Source organism: Streptomyces sp. NPDC002055, from assembly GCF_040296705.1.
GTDB lineage: Bacteria > Actinomycetota > Actinomycetes > Streptomycetales > Streptomycetaceae > Streptomyces.
In genome coordinates this window covers 1-24,142 of sequence record NZ_JBEOXS010000087.1, presented here as the reverse complement: position 1 = coordinate 24,142, position 24,142 = coordinate 1, and the positions used below count along the sequence as shown (strand labels likewise).

The window sequence follows — 24,142 nt, the reverse complement described above, 5'->3', positions numbered from 1 at the left end:
GGCGTTCGTCGTCGGGTGGATGGGGCGGTGGTCGGGTCGGTGGGTCGCCGGGTCGCCGGGTCGCCGGGTCGCCGGGTCGCCGGGCCGCGGGGGCGCCGGGCTGCGGGGCGACGCCGGGACCGGCGATGGGCGGGTGTCCGGGCAGGGAAGCCAACCCGGCGGATGCCGAGACAACGCGAGGACAGCGCAGCGGGGCGCCGGTCCGTGGCCGAACCATGACCGCCGGGCCGCCGACAGCCATCAATGTCGGTGGCCCGTGGGATGCTGTTCCGCGATGTCCAGGAAGACTTCGACCGATGACCCGCTCGCCCCCGTGACGCTCGCCGTGGGCCAGGAGGATCTGCTGCTCGACCGCGCCGTGCAGCAGGTGGTAGCCGCCGCGCGCGCCGCCGACGCCGAGACCGATGTGCGGGACCTCACGCCCGACGCGTTGCAGCCGGGGACGCTCGCCGAGCTGACCAGCCCGTCGCTGTTCGCCGAGCGCAAGGTCGTGGTGGTCCGCAACGCCCAGGACCTCTCCGCCGACACCGTCAAGGACGTCAAGGGCTATCTGGCCGCGCCCGCCGAGGAGATCACCCTGGTCCTGTTGCACGCGGGCGGGGCCAAGGGCAAGGGGCTGCTCGACGCGGCCCGCAAGGCAGGCGCCCGTGAGGTCGCCTGTCCGAAGATGACCAAGCCCGCGGACCGGCTGGCCTTCGTCCGGTCCGAGTTCCGCTCCGTCGGCCGGTCCGCGACGCCGGAGGCCTGCCAGGCGCTGGTGGACGCGATCGGGAGCGATCTGCGCGAACTGGCGAGCGCGTGCTCCCAGCTCGCCGCCGATGTCGAGGGCACCATCGACGAGGCCGTGGTCGCTCGCTACTACACCGGCCGGGCCGAGGCATCCAGCTTCACCGTGGCCGACCGCGCGGTGGAAGGCCGTGCGGCGGAGGCCCTCGAGGCGTTGCGCTGGTCGATCTCCACCGGAGTCGCTCCGGTCCTGATCACCAGCGCCCTCGCACAAGGGGTGCGGGCGATCGGCAAGCTGGCCTCCGCTCCGCGCGGCATGCGCCCCGGGGACCTCGCCCGCGAACTGGGCATGCCGCCGTGGAAGATCGACCGGGTGCGGCAGCAGATGCGCGGCTGGTCGGCGGACGGGGTGTCGGCCGCCCTGCGAGCCGTGGCCGAGGCGGACGGCGCGGTCAAGGGCGGTGGCGACGACCCCGCGTACGCCCTGGAGAAGGCGGTGGTCGCCGTGGCCCGCGCGGCTCGCCCCGCCCGCCCGTACTGACGCCCCCGGCCCGACGGATCACCTCGGCCCGACAGGTCACCTCGCCCCGACAGGTCACCTCGGCCCCGACAGACCATCCCGGCCCCGAAGGCTGTCCCCGGGCCGGGGCAGCCCTCGGGGCCGGGGGCAGCCGTCTGCCGCCTCAGCCGTCTGCCGCCTCAGTCGCCTGCGACCCGCAGCAGCAGCTTCCCCGTGGTCGTACGGGTCTCGACGAGGCGGTGGGCCGCCGCGGCATCCGCCAGCGGGAACTCGGCGCTCACCGGCAGGTCGACCGCGCCCTCGGCCACGCGCGCGAAAGCCCTGTCCGCGATGGTGCGCAGCGCCTGCGGGTCGTTCTCCGCCAGGGTCAGGACGGAGAAGCCGGCCACCGAGCGCCCGCCGGGCATCAGGTCTGGCTGACCGATCCGCCACGGCTCCGCGTCGCTCGCGTTGCCGAACGAGACGAGCCGGCCGAAGGGCGCGAGTGAGTCCAGGGTCCGCCGGAACGTATCGCCGCCCACCGGGTCGAGAGCCAGATCGACGCCCCGGCCGCCGGTGCTGCGCCGGACGTCGTCGACGAAGCCGTCGCCGACGAACACCTCGTCGTAACCGGAGGTGAGAGCCTGCTCGATCTTCTCCTTGCGGGAGACGACACCGAGGACGGAACCGGCGCCGGCCAGCCGGGCGAGTTGGCCGACGACGGTTCCGATGCCGCCGGCCGCTCCCTGTACCAGGACGGTCTCACCCCGTGTCAGCCGACCCACCTCGTGCAGCAGGGCGTGCGCGGTGGGCAGCACCGTCGGGAGCGTGGCACCGGTGCGCAGCGACACCCTGGCCGGGAGTGCGAAGACCGTGGCGGCCGACGCCACGGCGACCTCGGCGTATCCGCCCGCGACGGTGAGCGCGGCGACCTCCTGCCCGGGCCGCAGTCCCTCGACGCCCGCCCCGACAGCCCGGACCCGGCCGGAGACCTCCAGACCGGGAACGAACGGGAGGGCAGGCACCCGGAACCCGGCACTACGGGCCTTGAGCTCGGCGAAGTTGACCCCGGCGTACGCGACATCGATCGTCACCTCGCCCGGTCCGGGTTCCGGTACCGGCACGTCCGCCTCGGTCAGGACATCCGGTCCGCCGAACTCCGCCAGCACGATTGCACGCATGATCGTCCCCTGCCGCTAGTATTCGATGAGAAGCGAACACCCGCGAGTGTATGGTTTTGATCGAACACTCGGCAAGTGATCTCCGGGAGACGGCATGAGTCATCGGGCTGCGCCTGAGCACACTCACCCCGACGAGGTGCCGGTCGAGGTCGCGCTGGCGGCGCTCGCGGACCCGGTCAGGCTCGTTCTGGTGCGAGAGCTCGCCGCCTCGGAGGACTGGGCGCGCAGCTGCGGCAGCTTCGACGTGCCCGTCGGCAAAGCGGCGCTCAGTCACCACTTCGCGTCGCTCCGGGCGGCCGGTCTGGTCGAGCAGCGCGACATGGGGGCCAAGCGGGTCAACCGGCTGCGCCGCCCCGAGTTCGACGCCCGGTTCCCGGGGTTGCTCGACCTCGTTCTGCGCGAGCGCAACCAGGAGTCGGAGCCAGGAGCCGGAGCCAGGAGCCGGAGCCAGTAGCCGGAATCAGTGGCCGGACCGTAGCCGGAACCAGCAACGCCCCCAGCTCCCCCAGCTCCCTCAACTCCCGCGCGACCGGCGATGCGTGCGTGATCGCATGCCGTTCCCGAGTGCCCGCTGTGACAGGGGAGCTGTGACAGGGGAGCGGAATGGGGCGGAGGGGGCGGGAACGCCGATAGGGGCGGGCGAGCCGAGCGAGTCGCGGAGCCAGGACGTCGAGCAGGCGGCCCCCATCCACGCCACGGCGTCCCACCTCACGCCACGGCCTCACGCCACGCCGCAGCCTTCCATCACGCCGCAGCCCCCACCCACGCCAAAGGCCCGGCACCGCCCTGGGGAAGGGCAGGTGCCGGGCCTTCGGTTCGACTCGGTGCGCCGCACCCGCGTGGCGAACGCAGGCCGCGTGCGGCGCGGTGTCGCGGGAGATCGCTCTCCGCGAGGGTGCCGTCCGGAGCGGTTGAGAGGGACCGCTGGGTCCGGGGCGGCGGGGTGGGGACCGGAGTCCCCGGCGGGACGGTGTCCCGCGAGTGGGGCCGGAGCCCCGGTTCTGCCCGGCCGTCGGAGCTTGTGATCAGCGTCCGAGGGGGCAGCGCTCCTCGAAGAGGAGCGGTGAGTCCCTGCGGGGACTCGGAGGTGTCGTCAGCCCTTGAGGCCGGCGACGCGGGTGGCCAGCGCCGACTTCTTGTTGGCAGCGGCGTTCTTGTGGATGACGCCCTTGCTGACAGCCTTGTCGAGCTTCTTGGCGGCCTCGCGAGCGGCCACGGTGGCCTTCTCGACGTCGCCGGCCTCGACGGCCTCGCGGGTCTTGCGGATCGCGGTACGGAGCGAGGACTTGACGGCCTTGTTGCGCTGGCGCGCCTTCTCGTTCGTCTTGTTCCGCTTGATCTGGGACTTGATGTTCGCCACGAAAGAGCCTTTGCAGGTTCGTCGGATTCTTGATCTGCGCCGCGCGTGAGAGGGCACGAGGCACAGTGGACCAGGCTAGCAGCAGGCCCGATGGCCTCCCAAACCGGTCGAGGCGCGGCGCCCGCCGGGAGCCGCGCTCCGGCGGGCAGCGGTGGGCCGCGCGGCGGCCATGGGAGGATGGAGGCTACGTATCGATCCGACCAGAGGCGATAGGCGTCTCAAGAAACAGGACCCTGCGTGCCCGCGACCCCTTCCAACGTGCCGGAGCCGAGCCGTACCGACCCGGCGCTGATCCGTAACTTCTGCATCATCGCTCACATCGACCACGGCAAGTCGACCCTTGCCGACCGGATGCTGCAGCTCACCGGCGTCGTCGAGCAGCGCCAGATGCGCGCCCAGTATCTCGACCGGATGGACATCGAGCGCGAGCGCGGCATCACGATCAAGTCCCAGGCGGTCCGGCTGCCCTGGGCGCCGACCACCGGTGAGGACCAGGGCACCGCCCACATCCTCAACATGATCGACACGCCTGGCCACGTCGACTTCACCTACGAGGTCTCCCGGTCCCTGGCGGCCTGCGAAGGCACGATCCTGCTGGTCGACGCCGCCCAGGGCATCGAGGCGCAGACCCTCGCCAACCTCTACCTGGCGATGGAGAACGACCTCACGATCATCCCCGTCCTCAACAAGATCGACCTGCCGGCAGCCCAGCCCGAGAAGTTCTCCGAGGAGCTCGCCCACCTCATCGGCTGCGAGCCCGACGACGTACTGAAGGTCTCCGCGAAGACCGGCATGGGCGTCGACGTGCTGCTCGACAAGGTGGTCGCCGACATCCCGGCGCCCGTCGGCGTCGCGGATGCCCCGGCCCGCGCGATGATCTTCGACTCGGTCTACGACTCCTACCGCGGCGTGGTCACCTACGTCCGGGTCGTCGACGGGCAGCTCGGCAAGCGCGAGCGCATCCGGATGATGTCCACCGGTGCCACGCACGAGCTGCTGGAGATCGGGACCAACTCCCCGGAGATGACCTCCGCCGACGGCCTCGGTGTCGGCGAGGTGGGCTACCTCATCACCGGTGTGAAGGACGTCCGCCAGTCCAAGGTGGGTGACACGATCACCCAGCTCAACAAGGGCGCCACCGAGCCGCTCGGCGGTTACAAGGACCCCAAGCCCATGGTGTTCTCCGGGCTCTACCCGCTGGACGGCTCCGACTACCCGGAGCTCCGCGAGGCCCTGGACAAGCTCCAGCTCAACGACGCGGCCCTGGTCTACGAACCGGAGACCTCCGCCGCGCTGGGCTTCGGCTTCCGCGTCGGCTTCCTCGGCCTGCTGCACCTGGACGTCATCCGGGAGCGCCTGGAGCGCGAGTTCGGCCTGGACCTCATCGCCACCGCCCCCAACGTGGTCTACCGCGTGCTCATGGAGGACGGTGCCGAGCACACGGTCACCAACCCCAGCGAGTTCCCCACCGGCAAGATCTCCGAGGTGTACGAGCCGGTCGTCCGCGCCACGCTGCTCGCCCCGAGCGAGTTCATCGGCGCGATCATGGAGCTCTGCCAGTCCCGGCGCGGCTCGCTGCTGGGCATGGACTACCTCTCCGAGGACCGGGTCGAGCTGCGGTACACGCTGCCGCTCGCCGAGATCGTCTTCGACTTCTTCGACCAGCTGAAGTCCAAGACCCGCGGCTACGCCTCGCTCGACTACGAGCCCACCGGCGAGCAGACCGCCGACCTGGTCAAGGTCGACATCCTGCTGCACGGCGACAAGGTCGACGCGTTCTCCGCGATCACCCACAAGGAGAAGGCGTACGCCTACGGTGTGCGGCTGGTCGCGAAGCTGCGCGAGCTCATCCCGCGGCAGAGCTTCGAGGTGCCGATCCAGGCCGCCATCGGCAGCCGGGTCATCGCCCGGGAGACCGTCCGCGCCATCCGCAAGGACGTGCTCGCCAAGTGCTACGGCGGTGACATCTCCCGTAAGCGGAAGCTGCTGGAGAAGCAGAAGGAAGGCAAGAAGCGGATGAAGATGGTCGGCAACGTGGAGGTCCCGCAGGAGGCCTTCATCGCGGTGCTGTCCTCCGACACCGAGGGCGGCGACGCCAAGGCGAAGAAGTAACGGCCGCATCACCTCCGGCGCCCGCCCCCTCGGGGACGGGCGCCGGAGTTCTGCCCGGCGCTCCCGGTCCATCCGGGTGAAGACGGAGAAAACCGCAGACTCCTGGTTTTCCCCGGGATGACGGGCCTGGTCCGGCCCTGCGGCAGGACTCGGCCAAGACGGAGGGCCGGCACCCCTTACGTACAGGCGGTACGAGCTTTAACCTGATGCCTGCTCGAAGGTTACTCGCCAGTTAAACAACTTCCAGCCAGTCACAGCACTGCCGCGGGCCACGGAGGATGTCGTGAGCGACACGCAGACGTTGATCGAGAACCGGCCGCCTTCCGTGGCGACCCTCTTCCTGGAGCGGGTCGATGCCACACCGGACGCCGAGGCGTTCCGTTACCCCGTGCCGTCGCCGTCCGGGCGGGACGAGTGGCGCTCGCTGACCTGGAAGCAGTCCTCGGACCGGGTGCTCTCCATCGCCGCCGGGCTGATCGAGCTGGGCGTGCGGCCCGAGGAGCGGGTGGCGGTCGCCTGCGGTACCCGGCTCGAATGGATCCTCTCCGACCTCGGCGTTCTCTGTGCCGGGGCGGCCACCACCACGATCTACCCGAGCACCAACAGCGCGGAGACCGCGTTCATCATCGCGGACTCCGACAGCCGGGTGCTCATCGCCGAGGACGCGGAACAGCTGGCCAAGGCGCGGGAGCGGCGTGCCGACTTCCCCGGGCTGGCCCATGTCGTGGTGATCGAGGAGTCGGACGCCGAGCCCGCCGAGGGCGACCCGGACGGCTGGGTCCTCTCCCTGGCCGAGCTGGAGCGGCGCGGCGCCGCGCACCTGGAGAACAACCCGGACAGCGTCCGCAAGCGGATCGACGCCATCACCGCCGATCAGCTCGCGACCCTGATCTACACCTCGGGCACCACCGGCCGCCCCAAGGGCGTACGGCTGCCGCACGACAACTGGTCGTACATGGCCCGCGCGATCCCGGCCACCGGGATGGTCGCCGCGGACGACGTGCAGTACCTGTGGCTGCCGCTGGCGCACGTCTTCGGCAAGGTGCTGATCTCCGGGCAGATCGGGGTCGGGCACGTCACCGCCGTCGACGGCCGCATCGACAAGATCATCGACAATCTGCCGGTGGTCCGGCCGACCTATATGGCCGCCGTGCCCCGGATCTTCGAGAAGGTCTACAACGGGGTCGCCGCCAAGGCCCGCGAGGGCGGCGGCGCCAAGTACAAGATCTTCCAGTGGGCGGCCGGGGTCGCCCGCGAGTACGCCAAGGTCACCCAGGACAACTTCCGGCGCACCGGCAAGCGGAGCGCCCCCTTCGGCCTCGCGGCGCAGCACGCCGTCGCCGACAAGCTCGTCTACGCCAAGCTGCGCGAGGCGTTCGGCGGACGGCTGCGGGCCGCCGTCTCCGGCTCCGCCGCGCTGGCGCCCGACATCGGCTACTTCTTCGCCGGCGCCGGTATCCACATCCTGGAGGGCTACGGCCTCACCGAGTCCAGCGCCGCCAGCTTCGTCAATCCGGGCGAGTCCTACCGCACCGGCACCGTCGGCAAGCCGCTGCCCGGCACCGAGGTGCGGATCGCCGACGACGGCGAGATCCTGCTGCGCGGCCCCGGCATCATGGAGGGCTACCACGGGCTGCCCGACAAGACCGCCGAAGTGCTGGAGTCCGACGGCTGGTTCCACACCGGCGACATCGGCGAGCTGTCCTCGGACGGCTTCCTGCGGATCACCGACCGCAAGAAGGACCTCATCAAGACCTCGGGCGGCAAGTACATCGCCCCCGCCGAGGTCGAGGGCCAGTTCAAGGCGGTCTGCCCGTTCGTCTCCAACATCCTGGTGCACGGCGCCGACCGGAACTTCTGCACCGCCCTGATCGCGCTCGACGAGCCGTCGATCCTGGGCTGGGCCGCGGACCACGGGCTCGGCGGCAAGCCGTACGCCGAGGTCGTCGCCTCCCCGCAGGTGCAGGAGCTCATCCAGGGCTACATCGGCCGCCTCAACGAGGGCCTGCAGCGCTGGCAGACCATCAAGAAGTTCCGCCTGCTGCCCCGTGACCTCGACGTGGAGCACGGGGAGCTCACGCCGAGCCTCAAGCTCAAGCGGCCGGTCGTGGAGCGCGAGTACAAGCACCTGATCGACGAGATGTACAACGGCTCGCGCGAGGCGTAGCGGCACCCGCCGCGCCGGGTCCGCCCGGCACATCCGCGGGGCGGGCGGTATCCACCTCACCGCCCGCTCCGCAGCTCGCGCAGCGCCTCCTCCATCCGGGCCACGCCGGCCCGCAGCTCCGCCGTGTCCGGCGCCCGGCCGGTGGCCAGGCAGCTCTCGATCGAGGCCAGCCGCTCGGCCAGCGTGTCCAGCTGCTCCCGGTCCCGGGCGAGCAGCCGCTGCAACTGGCGGTTCTTCCGGTGCAGATCGAGGAAGACGCCGACCTTGGCGCGCAGCACCCACGGGTCGAAGGGCTTGGTGACGAAGTCGGCCGCGCCCGTGGCATAGCCGCGGAAGGCGTAGCCGCGGTCCGTGCCGGTCCCGGTGCCGGTGAGGAAGATGATCGGCACATCGCGGGACCGGCCCTGCCGTCTGATGCTCGCGGCCGTCTCGAAACCGTCCATGCCCGGCATCACCACATCGAGCAGCACCACGGCGAACTCCCGCTCCTGCAGGGCGTTCACCGCCTCCTCCCCGGACCCGGCCCGCACCAGCGGTTCGCCCAGGCCGCCCAGCACGGCCTCCAGGGCGTCGAGGTTGTCCTCCATGTCGTCCACCAGGAGGATGCTCGCCCGGTCGTCGGCGGGGGCGCTGCTCATCATCGGGTCCTCGGGGGATCGGGCGGGGCCGGCCGGGCCCCCGCCGCCCGTCGTGGCCGGACCCGCTGCCGACGGCTGCCGGGCGTGAGCGGACCGCGGCCCCGGGCGGCGTCATCCGGGCCGGACGTCCGGGCGACACCCGTGTGCCAGTTCGGCCAGAAGGCTCCGGCCGGTGCCGGGCACACACGCACTCCGGCCGCAGGGTCCGCCGCTCCGCCGCGCGGAGCCGCGGACGCCGGTCCGTCGCGCTCGGTTCGCATCGTTGCTCTCATCCGCCCGCCCACTTCGGTGACTCGGTGCTCATGGGCGGGCTCATTCTGTCACTCTGGCGGTGTCGTCACGGCTGAATGCCCGAACCGGGCAGGAGTCACGGATCAGGAGACGCTCACGTGGGGTCGATTCCGATGCAGCGGGAAACCGTGGGTGCCCGTCCCGCCGTCCGCGGTCCGGACCGGGTGGCCCACACCAGCCTGCCCGGGAATCCCCGGTCCCCGGGCACCGCGCGCGGCTTCGTCCGCCGGGTGCTCGCCGGCTGGGCCGAGGCCGGACTGCCCGAGTCCGGTCCGTTCGCCGAACGGCTCGCGGACGACGCGGCCCTGCTCGTCAGCGAACTGGTCACCAACGCCGTGGTGCACGCCGGGACGGAGGTGGAGCTCGTCTGCCGGCTCGTCCCGGCGGACGGGCCGGGCGGTTTCGCTGACGGGGCAGGCGGTTCCCGTGACGGGGCAGGCAGTGTCGACGGCGGGGCGGACGGTGCCGACGGCGGGGCGGAAGCCCTGGTCGTCGAGGTCTCCGACCACCATCCGGCGCGCCCCCTGCGCGGTGAGCCGCACCCCGCGGGTGAGTACGGCCGCGGTCTGCACCTGGTGGGGGCCCTCGCCGAGTCCTGGGGCGTCAGCTACCGGCGGGGGCTGAAGACGGTGTGGTTCCGGCTGTCGGCGACCGCCGGTGCCGTCGTCCCGGATGTCGCGGTCCGCGGGGTGCCGCCGCTGTGGGCCGCGGTGCCTGTCCCCGGCGCTGTGCTCGCCTCCGGAGCGCCGCCGGCTCCCGGAGCGCCACTGCCGTCCGGCGGGCCGGCCGGTGACCCGGTGCCCCGGCCCGGTCCCGACCCCGCACCGGACCGCGACGGCGGCTGGTGCAGCCGGGGCGCCCTGTCCTTCCTCGCGGAGGCGTCCGACCTGCTGGCCGGGCAGTTCGACGAGGAGAAGGTGGCGGCACTGGCGGCTCAGCTGCTGGTGCCGCGGTTCGCCGACTGGTGCGCGGTCTGGCTGGACGGCGAGGACGGGCGGGGCCCCGGCGCGCAGCCCCGCCTGGCCCGCGTGTGGCACGCCAACGAGACCCGGATCGAGGGACTGCGCACGGTCCTGGAGAAGGACCCGCCGGCGCTGCCGGACGCCGCCCTCGGCTGGCCGGTGCCCTGGCCCTGGCCGCAGGCCGCGGTGGTGGTGGCCGTGCCGGTGCCCGAGGGGACCGCGGACGGTCCGGTACTCGCGGAGTGGCCGGACCCGGAGCCGGGCGACGAGCACGGCTCGGCGCTCGCCTGCCGACTCTTCGCGGGCGGCCGGAGCGTCGGCACCCTGCTGCTCGGCCGGGCCGGTCTGGCGCGCATCCCGGACGAAGTGACGGCGCTGGTCGAGGACTTCGCGCGGCGCGTCGCGCTGGCGGTGGTCTCCGCGCGGCAGTACACCCGGCAGGCCACCACCAGCCTGGTGCTCCAGCAGGGCCTGCGGCCCCGGAGCATCGCGGCCGTCCCCGGCGTGGACACCCAGGTGGTGTACGAACCCGCCGGTGAGGGCGCCTGGGCCGGCGGCGACTTCTACGACATCTTCCACGCCGGCGAGGGGCGCTGGTGCTTCGCCCTCGGCGACGTCTGCGGCAGCGGCCCGGAGGCGGCCGTCGTCACCGGGCTCGTGCGGCCCTGGCTGAAGCTGCTGGCCCACGAGGGCCACGGCGTCGCCGGGGTGCTCGACCGGCTCAACCGCATGCTGGTGGACGACGCGACGCAGGCGACCGAGGCCGCGGCGGCCGCCGTCGCCGCCGTCGCCGCGGTGGCCACCGCGGGCGCCCACCCGGCGGGCGAGGTCACCCAGGTCCGGTTCCTCTCCCTGCTCTTCGGGGAACTGGTGGCGACCGGGGAGGCGGGCGGCCTCCGCTGCACCCTGGCCAGTGCCGGGCACCCGCTGCCGCTGCTGCTCCGCCCGGACGGCCGGGTGCGGCCGGTGGCCGCGCCGCAGGTGCTGCTCGGCGTGCTGGAGGACACCGCGTACGAGACCGGGACCTTCGACCTGGAACCCGGCGACACCCTGCTGTGCGTGACGGACGGGGTGACGGAGCGGCGCTCGGGCCGGCGGCAGTTCGACGACGACGACGGCCTGGCCGCCGCGCTGGCGGGGTGCGCGGGGCTCGGCGCGGCCGGGACCGCCGAGCGCATCCGCGCGCTGGTGCACGGCTTCGATACGGCTCCGCCCGACGACGACCTGGCGCTGCTGGTGCTGCACCGCCGGTGACCTGCGGTTCCGGCCCGTCATGACCCTTCCGGCACCGGCCTCCGCAGCCGCCCCGGACGACCGGGCGGGGACACCTCCGCGCCGGGGGACAATGGGCCGTATGCCATCCGCACTGCCCGACGGCGAGCCCATGCCCTCAGCCGGGACCCTGCCGCGCCACGCCCTGGACGGGGCGGCCGAGCGGCCGCTCGGCTTCTATCTGCATGTGCCGTACTGCGCGACCCGCTGCGGATACTGCGACTTCAACACCTACACCGCCAGTGAGCTGCGGGGCTCCGGCGGCGCCCTGGCCTCCCGGGACACCTACGCGGAGACCGTCGCCGAGGAGATCCGGCTCGCGAGGAAGGTGCTGGGCGACGACCCGCGGCCGGTGGAGACGGTGTTCGTGGGCGGCGGCACCCCGACCCTGCTGGCCGCCGCGGACCTGGGGCGGATGCTCGCGGCCGTCCGGGAGGAGTTCGGGCTGGCGGACGGCGCGGAGATCACCACCGAGGCCAATCCGGAGTCGGTGGATCCGCGCTATCTGGAGGAGCTGCGGGCGGCCGGCTTCAACCGGGTCTCCTTCGGCATGCAGAGCGCCCGGCAGCACGTCCTGCAGGTGCTGGACCGCACCCACACCCCGGGCCGCCCCGAGGCGTGCGTCGCCGAGGCCCGGGCCGCCGGCTTCGACCATGTGAATCTCGACCTGATCTACGGCACGCCGGGGGAGAGCGACGACGACTGGCGCGCCTCCCTGGACGCGGCGGTCCAGGCGGGCCCGGACCATGTGTCCGCCTATGCGCTGATCGTCGAGGAGGGCACCCAGCTGGCCCGGCGGATCCGGCGCGGCGAGGTGCCGATGACCGACGACGACGTGCACGCCGACCGCTATCTGATCGCCGAGGAGACGCTGTCCGGCGCCGGTTTCGACTGGTACGAGGTGTCCAACTGGGCGACCTCGGCGGCCGGACGCTGCCGCCACAACGAGCTCTACTGGACCGGTGCCGACTGGTGGGGCGCGGGGCCGGGCGCGCACAGCCACGTCGGCGGCGTCCGCTGGTGGAACGTGAAGCACCCGGGCGCGTACGCCCAGGCCCTGGCGGAGGGGCGGTCGCCCGGCGCCGGGCGGGAGATCCTGGCCGACGAGGACCGGCGGGTCGAGCGGATCCTGCTGGAGCTGCGGCTGCGCGACGGCTGTCCGCTCGGTCTGCTGGCACCGGCGGGCACGCGCGCCGCCGCCCGCGCCCTCGCCGACGGCCTGCTCCAAGCGGAGCCGTACGCGGCGGGCCGGGCGGTGCTCACCCTGCGCGGCCGGCTGCTGGCCGACGCCGTCGTCCGGGACCTGGTCGACTGAGCCGAGGAGGCCGGGCGGTCGGGCCGCAGGACGAGGACCGATCCACGGCCCGGGCCCGTGCCGCCGACGGTCCGGGTGGAGCAACGGATCGCACCCGGGCCGGGCACGACTCCGTGGCGCCCGTGCCGCGCCCCGCGCACGGACGGCCGGGCGACCCCCGGACGGCACCGGTCCGCCGACCGGGCCCCGCGCGGATGCAGTGATACCTGAGGCCACGGAGAATCCTGTGATGCGAGTGACATGCGGGGTTCCCGAGGTTCCTCCGAGCCGCCCTCACCGTCCCGCGGCGGGGCGGCGGCGGAAGCCCCGCGGGAGGGCGTCGCCCTGGCGGCGATGCTCTTCGCGGTGTCGATGACCTTCATCGGCCAGACCATCGTGTCCATCGCCGCGCCCAGCATCATCCAGGAGCTCAACCTCTCCTCCTCGGGCATGCAGTGGGTCGTCAACGCCTATCTGCTCGCCCTCGCCGCGTTCTTCGCCCTCGGCGGCCGGCTGGCCGACCTCCTCGGCCACAAACGGGTCGTGGTGATCGGCACCGTCGTCTTCGTCGTCTCCTCCGCCCTCTGCGGCGCGGTGCCCGACGGGGACGGGGCGCTGGCCTGGCTGGTGGTCTTCCGGGCCACCCAGGGCATCGGTGCCGCGCTGATGTTCCCGGCCGCGCTCGCCGTGGTCGTGGCGGTGTTCCCGGTGGAGCGGCGGGGCCGCGCGCTGGCGCTGTTCTTCGGGCTCTCCGGCGCGCTCACCGCCGTCGGCCCGCTGCTCGGCGGCTGGCTGACCTCCTGGACCTGGCGGGCGATCTTCTGGGTCAACGTGCCGGTCGCGATCGTCGCCCTCGTCCTCACCTTCCTGGCCCGGATCCGCAACGAACCCCGCTCCGAACCCCTGGACTGGCCCGGAGCCGTCCTGGTGGTCGTCGGGATGGGGCTGAGCGTGCTGGGGCTCCAGCAGGCGTCCGCCTGGGGCTGGGGCAGCGCCGCCACCTGGCTGTGCATCGTGGGCGGCCTGGCCGTCCTGGCGCTGTTCGTCCGCTTCGAGCTGCGCACCCGGCACCCGCTGATCCAGCTGAAGGTCTTCGCCGACCGGGCCTTCGCCGCCGACGCCGCGGTGCTGTTCTTCGCCATGATGGCGTTCGTCCCGGTGTTCTTCTTCGCCTCCGTCTACGCACAGATCTCGCTCAGCGAGTCCCCGAACCAGGCCGCGCTCTACCTGCTGTACTTCTTCGTGGGCTTCGCGATCGCCTCCCAGTGGGGCGGCCGGATCCTCGACAAGCAGGGCGCGAAACCGGCCATGCGGCTGGGCACCGCCGTCGGTGCGGTCGGATTCGCCCTGTGGGCCCACAAGATGACCGACCTCTCGGTGCACGACCAGTGGCCCTATGTCGCCCTCGCGGGCGCCGGCATCGGATTCCTGCTCGCCCCGGCCTCCACCGACGCCGTCAACCGGGCCATCGACGCGTCGTACGGCGAGGTCACCGGCATCACCCAGACCGTGCGCAACTTCGCCGCCAGCGTGGGGCTCGCGATCTTCGGCACGGTGCTGACCCATGTGATGACCGACCGGGTGGTGGAGAGCTTCGAGGCCCGGGGCGTGCCGGAGAGCGAGTCCCGGGACATCGCCCGGAACATCGCGGAGTCCATCACCGGGAACGCCGACGACCGGCAGCCGACCGGAGACGGCCCCGTCGCGCGCTCCCTGCGCGAGGCCATGGGCACCGTCCGGATGGACTTCGCCGAGGCCAACCAGGTCGTCTTCGCCTGCATGGCGGGCGCCCTGGCCGTCGCCTTCGTCTGCTCGCTGCTGCACCCCGGCACCCGGGTCACGGGCGCCCCGGACGAGCGGGACCCCGGGCCGGGCCCCGGCGGACCGTCCGGCCCGCCCGGCGCCCCCGGCTGGGCGGAACCGGCGGGTCCCGGGGGCGCCGCCGGGTTCACCGGGCCGGCCGGCTCCCCGGGGGCCGCGCGCCCCACCGACCTCTGACCGCTCAGGGGCGCTTGCTCCCGCCGCGCGCCCCGGGCGGGCAGAGGGCAAGCACTCGCGCCGGGCGGGCAGAGGGCAAGCACCCCTCAGGGCGCGGTGACGAAGTCGATCAGCTCCTCGACCCGGCCCAGCAGCGCCGGCTCCAGGTCCTTGTAGCTGTTCACGGAGGCGAGGACGCGCTCCCGCCAGGCCGCCCCGGTGTTCTCCGGCCAGCCCAGCGCCCGGCACACCCCGGTCTTCCAGTCCTGCCCGCGCGGGACCGACGGCCAGCCGGGGATGCCCACCGATGCGGGCTTCACCGCCTCCCAGATGTCGATGTAGGGGTGTCCCACGACCAGGGTGTGCGCGTCGGTGACCTGTTCGGCGATCCGCGACTCCTTGGAGCCGGGCACCAGATGGTCGACGAGGACCCCGAGCCGGGCGTCCGGACCGGGGGAGAAGTCCCGGACCACCGCCGGAAGGTCGTCGACCCCCTCCAGATACTCCACGACCACGCCCTCGATCCGCAGGTCGTCGCCCCAGACCCGCTCCACGAGCTCCGCGTCGTGCCGCCCCTCGACATAGATGCGCCCGGCGCGTGCGACCCGGGCCCGCGCTCCGGGTACGGCGACCGAGCCGGAGGCGGTCCGGCCGGTGCGGGCGGGCGCCGTGTGCGACGGGCGCACCAGGGTGACGACGCGCCCCTCTTCCAGGAAGCCGCGCGGCACCATCGGGAAGACCCGGTGCTTGCCGAACCGGTCCTCCAGCGTGACCGTCGGTCCCTCCGCCGTCTTCTCACAGCGGATCACCGCGCCGCAGAAGCCGGTCGACACCTCCTCGACCACCAGACCGGGCTCGGCCGGCACCTCGGGGGCGGGCTGCTGCTTCTTCCACGGCGGGGTGAGGTCCGGCCCGTACTCTCTGCTGCGCATCGCCCGACAGTAGGAAGAAACGGCTGGTCGTGACTACGACACGCCGAAACGGGCCGCCAGCTGGTCCCGCTGCTCCCGGACGAAACGGGCATTCACCACCGCGCCGTGGCCGGGGACGTACAGCGCGTCCTCACCGCCCAGGTCCAGCAGCCGGTCCAGGGCCGCGGGCCACTGAGCCGGTACGGCGTCCGGCCCGGCCTGCGGTTCGCCCGACTCCTCCACCAGGTCGCCGCAGAACACCACGCTCGGGGCCCCGCCGGTGCCCGGCACCAGCACCGCCAGGTCGTGGGCCGTGTGGCCGGGGCCGGCGTTCACCAGCACCGCCTCCCGGCCGCCGCCGAGCCGAATCGTCATCTCACCGCTGATCAGGTGGTGCGGCGCCGTCAGCCGCTCCGCGGCCTCCGCGGCGGCGCCGGGCTCCACCCCCTGCCGCACCGCGTCGTCGCGCAGGGCCTCCCGCTCCCGGGGCGAGGACAGCAGCCGGTCCATGCCGACGGCGGCGTACACCTCCGCCCCGGGAAAGGCGTCCATCCCGAGCACATGGTCGAAGTGCGGGTGGGTGAGTGCGAGATGTGTCACCCTCCGGCCCGCCGACCCCGCCGCCTGGCGGGCCAGTTCCGCGCCTTCGAGCAGACTCGAACCGGCCTCCACCATCAGCACCGCGTCCGGGCCGTGCACCACCCCGGCGGTCATGTCCCAGACGGGCAGTCTGCGCCGTTCGACCCCCGGCGCGAGCAACTCCCAACGCGGCTCTTCCGCTGTGTGATCCATGCGACGAGGCTACGGCGGAGCGGTACCGTGGCCCGCCGTCCGGCCAACACCGGCGGTGACGGCCCTTGCCCTGTTCACACCACCCCGCCGTACACTGAGGCGGGGGAAGCTGGCACTCAGATGCAGCGAGTGCCAGGCAGAGGCCCACGGAACCACCACTGGAGGTGTGCGCATGCTCAGTGAACGCAGACTCGAAGTGCTGCGCGCCATCGTCCAGGACTACGTGGGCACCGAGGAGCCGGTCGGTTCCAAGGCGCTCACCGAGCGGCACGGCCTCGGCGTGTCCCCGGCCACCGTGCGCAACGACATGGCGGTGCTGGAGGACGAGGGCTACATCGCCCAGCCGCACACCAGCGCGGGCCGCATCCCGACCGACAAGGGCTACCGGCTCTTCGTGGACCGGCTGGCCGGCGTGAAGCCGCTGTCGTCGCCGGAGCGCCGGGCCATCCAGAACTTCCTGGACGGCGCGGTCGACCTGGACGACGTCGTGGGCCGCACGGTCCGGCTGCTCGCGCAGCTGACCCGGCAGGTCGCGGTGGTCCAGTACCCGTCGCTGACGCGGTCGACCGTCCGGCATGTGGAACTGCTCTCCCTCGCTCCGGCCCGGATCATGCTGGTGCTGATCACGGACACCGGACGGGTCGAGCAGCGCCTGGTGGACTGCCCCGCGCCGTTCGGCGAGACCTCCATGGCGGACCTCCGGGCCCGGCTCAACAGCCGCGTGGTGGGCCGCCGGTTCGCGGATGTGCCGCAGTTGGTGCAGGATCTTCCGGAGTCCTTCGAGACGGAGGACCGGGGCACGGTCTCCGCCGTCCTGGCGACTCTCCTGGAGACGCTGGTCGAGGAGACCGAGGAGCGGCTGATGATCGGCGGTACCGCCAATCTGACCCGCTTCGGACACGACTTCCCGCTGACCATCCGGCCGGTGCTGGAGGCTCTCGAGGAGCAGGTGGTGCTCCTCAAGCTGCTCGGCGAGGCCAAGGACTCCGGCATGACCGTACGAATCGGGCATGAGAATGCCCACGAGGGGCTGACGTCCACATCGGTCGTCGCGGTCGGCTACGGTTCGGGCGACGAGGCAGTCGCCAAACTCGGCGTGGTCGGACCGACCCGCATGGACTACCCCGGAACGATGGGAGCGGTACGCGCAGTGGCACGTTACGTCGGACAGATCCTGGCGGAGTCGTAAAAGTGGCCACGGACTACTACGCCGTACTGGGCGTGCGCCGCGACGCAGGGCAGGACGAGATCAAGAAGGCGTTCCGGCGCCTGGCTCGGGAACTGCACCCGGACGTCAATCCCGACCCGAAGACCCAGGAGCGGTTCAAGGAGATCAACGCCGCTTACGAGGTGCTCTCGGACCCGCAGAAGAAGCAGGTCTACGACCTCGGCGGGGACCCGCTCTCGCAGGCCGGCGGAGGCGGTGGCGCGGGCGGCTTCGGCGGCGCGGGCTTCGGCAACTTCTCCGACATCATGGACGCGTTCTTCGGCACCGCCTCGCAGCGCGGGCCGCGGTCCCGCACCCGGCGCGGCCAGGACGCGATGATCCGGCTCGACGTCGAGCTGGACGAGTCGGCCTTCGGCACCACCAAGGACATTCAGGTCGACACCGCGATCGTGTGCACCACGTGCACCGGCGAGGGCGCGGCGCCGGGCACCTCGGCGCAGACCTGTGACATGTGCCGCGGCCGCGGCGAGGTGTCGCAGGTGACGCGGTCCTTCCTGGGCCAGGTCATGACCTCGCGGCCGTGTCCGCAGTGTCAGGGCTTCGGCACCGTCGTGCCGACCCCCTGCCAGGAGTGCGCGGGCGACGGACGCATCCGCTCGCGGCGCAGCCTCACCGTCAAGATCCCGGCCGGTGTGGACAACGGCACCCGGATCCAGCTCGCGGGCGAGGGCGAGGTCGGCCCCGGCGGCGGGCCCGCCGGCGACCTCTACGTCGAGATCCACGAGCTGCCGCACCCGGTCTTCCAGCGGCGCGGCGACGACCTGCACTGCACCGTCACCATTCCGATGACGGCGGCGGCGCTGGGCACCAAGTGCCCGCTGGAGACGCTCGACGGGCTGGAGGAGGTCGACATCCGGCCCGGCACCCAGTCCGGCCAGTCGATCCCGCTGCACCAGCGCGGCATCACCCACCTGCGGGGCGGCGGGCGCGGCGATCTGATCGTGCACGTCGAGGTGCTGACGCCGTCCAAGCTCGACCCGCAGCAGGAGGACCTGCTGCGGCAGCTCGCCAAGCTGCGCGGCGAGGAGCGGCCCTCCGGCCACTTCCAGCCCGGACAGCAGGGGCTGTTCTCCCGGCTGAAGGACGCCTTCAACGGCCGCTGAGGCCACGCCGGCCCGGTGGTTCCGACCACCGGGCCCGGACGCCCCGGCCGCCTCGGCGGGCAACACCCGCGTCCCCGGCCGTCCTTCCGGCCGGCGGCGCGCGCCGGACACCGGCTCCGGGGTCCGTCCGTGCCGGGCCCGGCGGGCGTGACACCATGTGGGCATGCCCTCCGCGCTCACCGATCTCTCCCGGTACCCGATCGTGCAGGCCCCCATGGCCGGTGGCGCGTCCCGCCCCGAGCTCGCGGCCGCCGTGTCCGACGCGGGCGGCCTCGGCTTCCTGGCCGCCGGCTACAAGACGCCGGAGGCCATGTACGAGGAGATCAAGGCGCTGCGCGGCCTGACCGGCCGCCCCTTCGGCGTCAACCTGTTCATGCCGCAGCCCTCCGTCGCCGACGCGGCGGCCGTCGACGTCTACCGCGAACAGCTCGCGGGCGAGGCCACCTGGTACGAGACCCCGCTCGGCGACACGGACGGCACCACCGACGACGCCTACGAGGCCAAGGTCGCGATCCTCCTCGACAACCCGGTCCCGGTCGTCTCCTTCACCTTCGGCTGCCCCTCCCGGGCCGTGTTCGACGCCTTCGCCAAGGCCGGAACCCTCACCGTGGCGACCGTCACCAGCCCCGCCGAGGCCCAGGCCGCCCAGTGGTCGGGCGCGGACGCCGTCTGCGTCCAGGGCATCGAGGCCGGCGGGCACCAGGGCACCCACCACGACGACCCGTACACCGACGGCCCCGGGCACGGCGTCGGCCTGCTGACCCTCATCGCCCAGGTCCGCGAGGCCGTCCAGGTGCCGGTCATCGCCGCCGGCGGGCTGATGCGCGGAGCGCAGATCGCGGCCGTGCTGGCCGCCGGCGCCACCGCCGCCCAGCTCGGCACGGCGTTCCTGGTCTGCCCCGAGTCCGGCGCCAACGAGCTGCACAAGAGGGCCGTCACCGACCCGGTGTTCCCCGGCACCGCGCTCACCCGGGCCTTCTCCGGGCGCCCGGCCCGCGGCCTGGTCAACCGGTTCATCCGGGAGCACGGCCCGTACGCCCCCGCCGCGTACCCGCAGATCCACTACCTGACCGCGGGGCTGCGCAAGGCCGCCGCCGCGGCCGGTGACCCGCAGGGCATGGCGCTGTGGGCCGGGCAGGGCCACCGGCTGGCCCGGGAGCTGCCCGCCGCCGAGCTGGTCGAGCTCCTCGCCGCCGAACTCGACGCCGCACGGGCCTCGCTGAAGCCGGACTCCGCGTCGTGACCGCACCCGTCTTCGTCGTCGACCCCCTGCCCGGCACGGGCGAGTTCGTGCTCGACGGCCCCGAGGGGCGGCACGCCGTCTCCGTGCGCCGACTGCGGGCCGGCGAGGAGGTCGTGCTCACCGACGGGCGGGGCGGCTCGGCGCCGTGCGTGGTGCGGGCCGCCGAGGGCAAGGACCGGCTCGTCCTCACCGTCGGCGCGGCCGGGGCCGAGGAGGAGCCCGCTCCCCGGATCACCGTCGTCCAGGCCCTCCCCAAGGGCGACCGCGGCGAACTGGCCGTCGAGACCATGACCGAGACCGGCGTCGACGCGATCGTGCCCTGGCAGGCGTCCCGCTGCATCACCCAGTGGAAGGGCGACCGGGGCGCCAAGTCCCTTGCCAAATGGCGCAGTACGGCCCGGGAGGCGGGCAAGCAGTCCCGCCGGGTGCGGTTCCCCGAGGTCGCCGACGCCATGACCACCAAGCAGGTCGCGGCCCTCCTCGCGAGCGCCGACTTCGCCGCCGTGCTGCACGAGGACCGGGAGGCCGGGAGCGAGCCCCTGGCCACCGCCGCACTCCCCGACGACGGGCACATCGTGCTCATCGTCGGCCCCGAAGGGGGCGTCTCTCCCGAGGAGTTGGCGGTCTTCGCCGAGGCCGGGGCACAGCCCCACCGGCTGGGTCCGAGCGTGCTGCGCACCTCCACCGCGGGCACCGCCGCCACGGCGCTACTGCTGGGGCGTACCGGCCGCTGGTCCTGAACCGCCGACGGCGGCGGTGCCGCACCGGGCGGTGCGACGCCGGGCGGCGACCGGGCGGCGTTCGCCCTGCTCGCCGAGCGGCACCACCGTGAGCTGCACGCCCGGCCGTCGGTCCCGGCCCTCCGGACCGTACGGGCCGCGACGGCCGGCCTGCGCGCGAAACGACCGGGAAGTGCCGGTCCGTCACCCTTGCCCGGAAGCTCCGCGGCTGCCCGGCCCCTGGTGACGATCCGCGACGGATCGTTAGTGTGGCAGGCGTGACGCAGCCTTCGTACCTCCGGTTCCCCCACCTGCACGGCGAGTTGATCGCCTTCACCGCCGAGGACGACGTCTGGGCGGCGCCGCTCGACGGCGGCCGTGCCTGGCGGGTCAGCGCGGACAACATGCCCGTCTCGTCCCCGCGGATCTCCCCCGACGGGCAGCACATCGCCTGGACCTCGACCCGCGACGGCCTGCCCGAGGTGCACACCGCCCCGGTCGACGGCGGCGGTTCCACCCGGCTCACCTACTGGGGCAGCGGGCGGACCACCGTCCGCGGCTGGACCCCGGACGGCGACATCCTGGCCGTCACCACGCACGGACAGGCCTCCCTGCGCCGGTCCTGGGCCCGCGCGGTCCCCCTGGACGGCGGCCCCGCCCGCACCCTCCCGTACGGTCCGGTCGGCGACCTGGCCTACGGCCCGGACGGCGCCGTGCTGCTGCTCTCGGTCACCATGGGCCGCGAAGCCGCCGCCTGGAAGCGCTACCGGGGCGGCACCGCCGGGAAGCTCTGGCTCGACCCCACCGGGGAGGGGCAGTTCGAGCGGCTGCACGCCGGCCTCGACGGCAACATCGAGTGCCCCCTGTGGGTGGGGGACCGGATCGCCTTCCTCTCCGACCACGAGGGCGTCGGCGCGCTCTACTCCTCGCTGCCCGACGGCTCCGGGCTGCGCCGGCACACCCCCCTCGGCTCCGGCCCGGACGGCGCCGTGCCCGACGGCTTCTACGCCCGGCACGCCGCCACCGACGGCACCCGCGTGGTGTACAGCAGCGCCGGTGAACTCTGGCTGCTGGAAGACCTGGAGAGCGCCGAGCCGCGCCGCCTGGAGATCCGTCTCGGCGGGCAGCGCGCCGACCTCCAGCCGCACCCGGTCCGCGCCGCCGCCTACCTCGGGGACGCCTGCCCCGACCGCACCGGGCGCGGCAGCGCCGTCGAGGTCCGCGGCAGCATCCACTGGGTCACCCACCGCGAGGGACCGGCCCGGGCGCTGGCCGCCGAACCGGGCGTGCGGGCCCGGCTGCCCCGCACCTTCCAGGACCGCGGCTCCGCCCGCGGCGAGGAGCACGTCGTCTGGGTCACCGACGCCGAGGGCGAGGATGCGCTCGAATTCGCGCCCGCGGCCGGCTCCGCCCCCGGCGCCGCCCCGCGCCGGCTCGCCGCCGGACGCCTCGGCCGGGTCCTCGACCTCGCCGTCGCCCCCGACGGCAGCCGCGCCGCGGTCGCCTCCCACGACGGGCGCGTCCTGCTGGTCGAACGGGACTCCGGCGAGGTCCGCGAGGTCGCGAACAGCCCGCACGGGGACGCCGACGGGCTGGTCTTCTCGCCCGACTCCGGCTGGCTCGCCTGGTCCCACCCCGGCCCCGGCCCACTGCGCCAGCTGAAGATCGCCAACACCGCCGACCTGTCCGTCGCCGACGCCACCCCGCTGCGCTTCAACGACTACGCGCCCGCCTTCACCGCCGACGGCAAGCACCTCGCGTTCCTCTCCGAGCGGGCCTTCGACCCGGTCTACGACGCGCACGTCTTCGACCTCGCCTTCGTGGGCGCCTGCCGCCCCCACCTGCTCACCCTCGCGGCCGACACGCCCTCGCCGTTCGGACCCCAGCGGCACGGCCGGCCCGTCGAGGAGGAGAAGCCGGACGGCGACGGCGGCGACGACCCGGCGCGCCCCGCCACCCGCATAGACCTCGACGGCCTCGCCGACCGCGCCGTGCCCTTCCCGGTCGAGGGCGGCCGCTACTCCGGCCTGCGGGCGGCCGACGGCGGGGTGCTGTGGCTGCGGCACCCGCTGCGCGGCGTGCTCGGCGCGGCGCTCGCCACCCCCGAGGACGACGGGCCCACCAGCGCGCTGGAGCGCTACGACCTCGGACAGCTGCGGACCGAGGAACTCGCCCAGGACGTGGACGACTTCGCCGTCACCGGTGACGGCAAGCGGGTGCTCCTCGTCACCGGCGGCAAGCTGCGGCTCGTCCCCGCCGACAGCAAGTCGGACGAGGACGACGACCACGGCGGCAGCGTCACCGTCGACCTCTCCCGCATCCGGCACACCGTCGACCCCGCCGCCGAGTGGCGGCAGATGTACGACGAGGCCGGGCGGCTGATGCGGGACCACTTCTGGCACCCCGGCATGAGCGGCGTCGACTGGGACGCCGTCCTGGACCGCTACCGCCCGGTGCTCGCCCGGGTCGCCACCCACTCCGACCTGGTCGACCTGCTGTGGGAGGTGCAGGGCGAGCTGGGCACCTCGCACGCCTACGTCACCCCGCCCGGCGGCCACGGGCACCACGCGCACCGGCAGGGGCTCCTCGGCGCGGACCTCTCCCGGGACGCGGAAGGGGCCTGGCGGATCGACCGGATCCTGCCCTCCGAGACCTCCGATCCGGACGCCCGCTCCCCGCTCACCGCGCCCGGCGCGGCCGTCCGGGCCGGGGACGCGATCCTCGCCGTCGACGGCCACCCCGTGGACCCCCTCACCGGGCCCGGGCCGCTGCTCGTGGGGGCCGCCGGGAAGCCCGTCGAACTCACCGTCGCCCCGGCGGGCGGCGGCGACCCCCGGCACGCCGTCGTCGTGCCGGTCGCCGACGAGGAGCCGCTGCGGTACCACGCCTGGGTCGCCGACCGGCGCGCCTACGTCCACGAGCGGACCGGCGGGCGCCTGGGCTACCTCCATGTGCCCGACATGGTCGGCTCCGGCTGGGCCCAGCTCCACCGCGACCTGCGGGTCGAAGTCGCCCGCGAGGGGCTGGTCGTGGACGTCCGCGAGAACCGCGGCGGCCACACGTCCCAGCTGGTCGTGGAGAAGCTGGCCCGCCGGGTGGTCGGCTGGGACCTGCCGCGCGGCATGGCCCCGCTGACCTATCCGCAGGACGCGCCGCGCGGGCCGGTGGTCGCGGTGGCCAACGAGTTCTCCGGCTCGGACGGCGACATCGTCAACGCGGCGATCAAGGCCCTGGGGATCGGTCCGGTGGTCGGTACCCGCACCTGGGGCGGGGTGATCGGGATCGACAGCCGCTACAGCCTGGTCGACGGGACGTCCGTCACCCAGCCCAAGTACGCGTTCTGGCTGGAGGGGCTCGGCTGGGAGGTCGAGAACCACGGGGTGGATCCGGACGTCGAGGTCGTGCACGCGCCGCAGGATTCGGTGGCGGGGCGGGATCCGCAGCTGGACGAGGCGATTCGGATGGCGCTGGCGGGGTTGGAGGAGAGGCCGGCGAAGGTGCCGCCGGCTTTGCCGTAGCCGCGGTGCGGCGCGCGCTTGGGGGTCTTGCGGTTCGTTTCGGCGGGCGTCGTTGTGTGGGTGCGGGTGGTCTGGGGTTTCGGGGGTGGGGGCTCCGGGGTGGGGGGTTCCGGAACGTATATTTACGGCCCTGGGGGCCACAAATACAC

General features: G+C 73.5%; 17 protein-coding genes. 12 read left to right on the top strand and 5 right to left on the bottom strand.

From position 1 onward, the window contains the following. Positions 1 to 274 precede the first annotated feature (274 nt). Positions 275 to 1,267, top strand: a complete 993-nt coding sequence (gene holA / locus ABT112_RS32315; protein WP_351515361.1) for a DNA polymerase III subunit delta — start codon at positions 275 to 277, stop codon at positions 1,265 to 1,267. Between the two features lie 158 nt (positions 1,268 to 1,425). Here the strand turns inward: holA and ABT112_RS32310 are convergent, their stop codons facing one another. Then, positions 1,426 to 2,406, bottom strand: coding sequence for a quinone oxidoreductase family protein (locus ABT112_RS32310; protein ID WP_351515360.1), 981 nt, complete (start codon positions 2,404 to 2,406; stop codon positions 1,426 to 1,428). Positions 2,407 to 2,500: 94 nt separating this feature from the next. On the opposite strand from ABT112_RS32310, the gene ABT112_RS32305 reads away from it, so the two are divergent. Beyond that, the gene (locus tag ABT112_RS32305) at positions 2,501 to 2,860 is read left to right on the top strand and encodes an ArsR/SmtB family transcription factor (protein ID WP_351515359.1); all 360 of its coding nucleotides are present in this window, start codon (positions 2,501 to 2,503) and stop codon (positions 2,858 to 2,860) included. 639 nt (positions 2,861 to 3,499) lie between these two features. Here ABT112_RS32305 and rpsT read toward each other — a convergent pair. After that, positions 3,500 to 3,766, bottom strand: coding sequence for a 30S ribosomal protein S20 (gene rpsT, locus ABT112_RS32300; protein ID WP_351515358.1), 267 nt, complete (start codon positions 3,764 to 3,766; stop codon positions 3,500 to 3,502). Positions 3,767 to 4,003: 237 nt separating this feature from the next. Here rpsT and lepA point away from each other — a divergent pair, with 237 nt between their 5' ends. Both lepA and ABT112_RS32290 read left to right on the top strand, forming a co-directional pair. Further along, entirely contained in the window at positions 4,004 to 5,878 is a 1,875-nt protein-coding gene (lepA, locus tag ABT112_RS32295; protein WP_351515357.1) for a translation elongation factor 4, read from the top strand. 283 nt (positions 5,879 to 6,161) lie between these two features. Further along, positions 6,162 to 8,045: an AMP-dependent synthetase/ligase gene (locus tag ABT112_RS32290; protein WP_351515356.1), complete on the top strand. Its 1,884-nt coding sequence runs from the start codon at positions 6,162 to 6,164 to the stop codon at positions 8,043 to 8,045. Between the two features lie 56 nt (positions 8,046 to 8,101). On the opposite strand, the gene ABT112_RS32285 is transcribed toward ABT112_RS32290, so the two are convergent. After that, a complete protein-coding gene (locus ABT112_RS32285) occupies positions 8,102 to 8,686 on the bottom strand; it encodes a response regulator (protein ID WP_351515355.1) in 585 nt (194 codons plus the stop codon). A 386-nt stretch (positions 8,687 to 9,072) separates the two neighbouring features. Here ABT112_RS32285 and ABT112_RS32280 point away from each other — a divergent pair, with 386 nt between their 5' ends. The 3 genes from ABT112_RS32280 to ABT112_RS32270 all read left to right on the top strand — a co-directional run bounded on the left by ABT112_RS32280 (position 9,073) and on the right by ABT112_RS32270 (position 14,500). Then, entirely contained in the window at positions 9,073 to 11,190 is a 2,118-nt protein-coding gene (locus ABT112_RS32280; RefSeq protein ID WP_502975514.1) for a SpoIIE family protein phosphatase, read from the top strand. Positions 11,191 to 11,290: 100 nt separating this feature from the next. After that, positions 11,291 to 12,523: a radical SAM family heme chaperone HemW gene (gene hemW / locus ABT112_RS32275; protein WP_351515354.1), complete on the top strand. Its 1,233-nt coding sequence runs from the start codon at positions 11,291 to 11,293 to the stop codon at positions 12,521 to 12,523. A gap of 333 nt (positions 12,524 to 12,856) precedes the next feature. After that, on the top strand, positions 12,857 to 14,500 hold the full coding sequence (locus ABT112_RS32270) for an MFS transporter (protein WP_351515362.1): 1,644 nt from the start codon (positions 12,857 to 12,859) through the stop codon (positions 14,498 to 14,500). 86 nt (positions 14,501 to 14,586) lie between these two features. Here the strand turns inward: ABT112_RS32270 and ABT112_RS32265 are convergent, their stop codons facing one another. Beyond that, entirely contained in the window at positions 14,587 to 15,411 is an 825-nt protein-coding gene (locus tag ABT112_RS32265; RefSeq protein WP_351515353.1) for a DUF3097 domain-containing protein, read from the bottom strand. Between the two features lie 33 nt (positions 15,412 to 15,444). After that, entirely contained in the window at positions 15,445 to 16,182 is a 738-nt protein-coding gene (locus ABT112_RS32260; protein ID WP_351515352.1) for an MBL fold metallo-hydrolase, read from the bottom strand. A 172-nt stretch (positions 16,183 to 16,354) separates the two neighbouring features. On the opposite strand from ABT112_RS32260, the gene hrcA reads away from it, so the two are divergent. The 5 genes from hrcA to ABT112_RS32235 all read left to right on the top strand — a co-directional run bounded on the left by hrcA (position 16,355) and on the right by ABT112_RS32235 (position 23,993). Continuing rightward, positions 16,355 to 17,371, top strand: a complete 1,017-nt coding sequence (gene hrcA, locus ABT112_RS32255) for a heat-inducible transcriptional repressor HrcA (RefSeq protein ID WP_351515351.1) — start codon at positions 16,355 to 16,357, stop codon at positions 17,369 to 17,371. A gap of 2 nt (positions 17,372 to 17,373) precedes the next feature. Further along, complete coding sequence (gene dnaJ, locus ABT112_RS32250) at positions 17,374 to 18,513, top strand: molecular chaperone DnaJ (protein ID WP_351515350.1); 1,140 nt, start codon at positions 17,374 to 17,376, stop codon at positions 18,511 to 18,513. 163 nt (positions 18,514 to 18,676) lie between these two features. Then, the gene (locus ABT112_RS32245) at positions 18,677 to 19,756 is read left to right on the top strand and encodes a nitronate monooxygenase (protein WP_351515349.1); all 1,080 of its coding nucleotides are present in this window, start codon (positions 18,677 to 18,679) and stop codon (positions 19,754 to 19,756) included. Then, a complete protein-coding gene (locus tag ABT112_RS32240) occupies positions 19,753 to 20,496 on the top strand; it encodes a 16S rRNA (uracil(1498)-N(3))-methyltransferase (protein ID WP_351515348.1) in 744 nt (247 codons plus the stop codon). The genes ABT112_RS32245 and ABT112_RS32240 overlap by 4 nt, the downstream gene beginning before the upstream one ends. Positions 20,497 to 20,753: 257 nt before the next feature. After that, a complete protein-coding gene (locus tag ABT112_RS32235) occupies positions 20,754 to 23,993 on the top strand; it encodes a S41 family peptidase (protein WP_351515347.1) in 3,240 nt (1,079 codons plus the stop codon). Positions 23,994 to 24,142 lie beyond the last annotated feature (149 nt).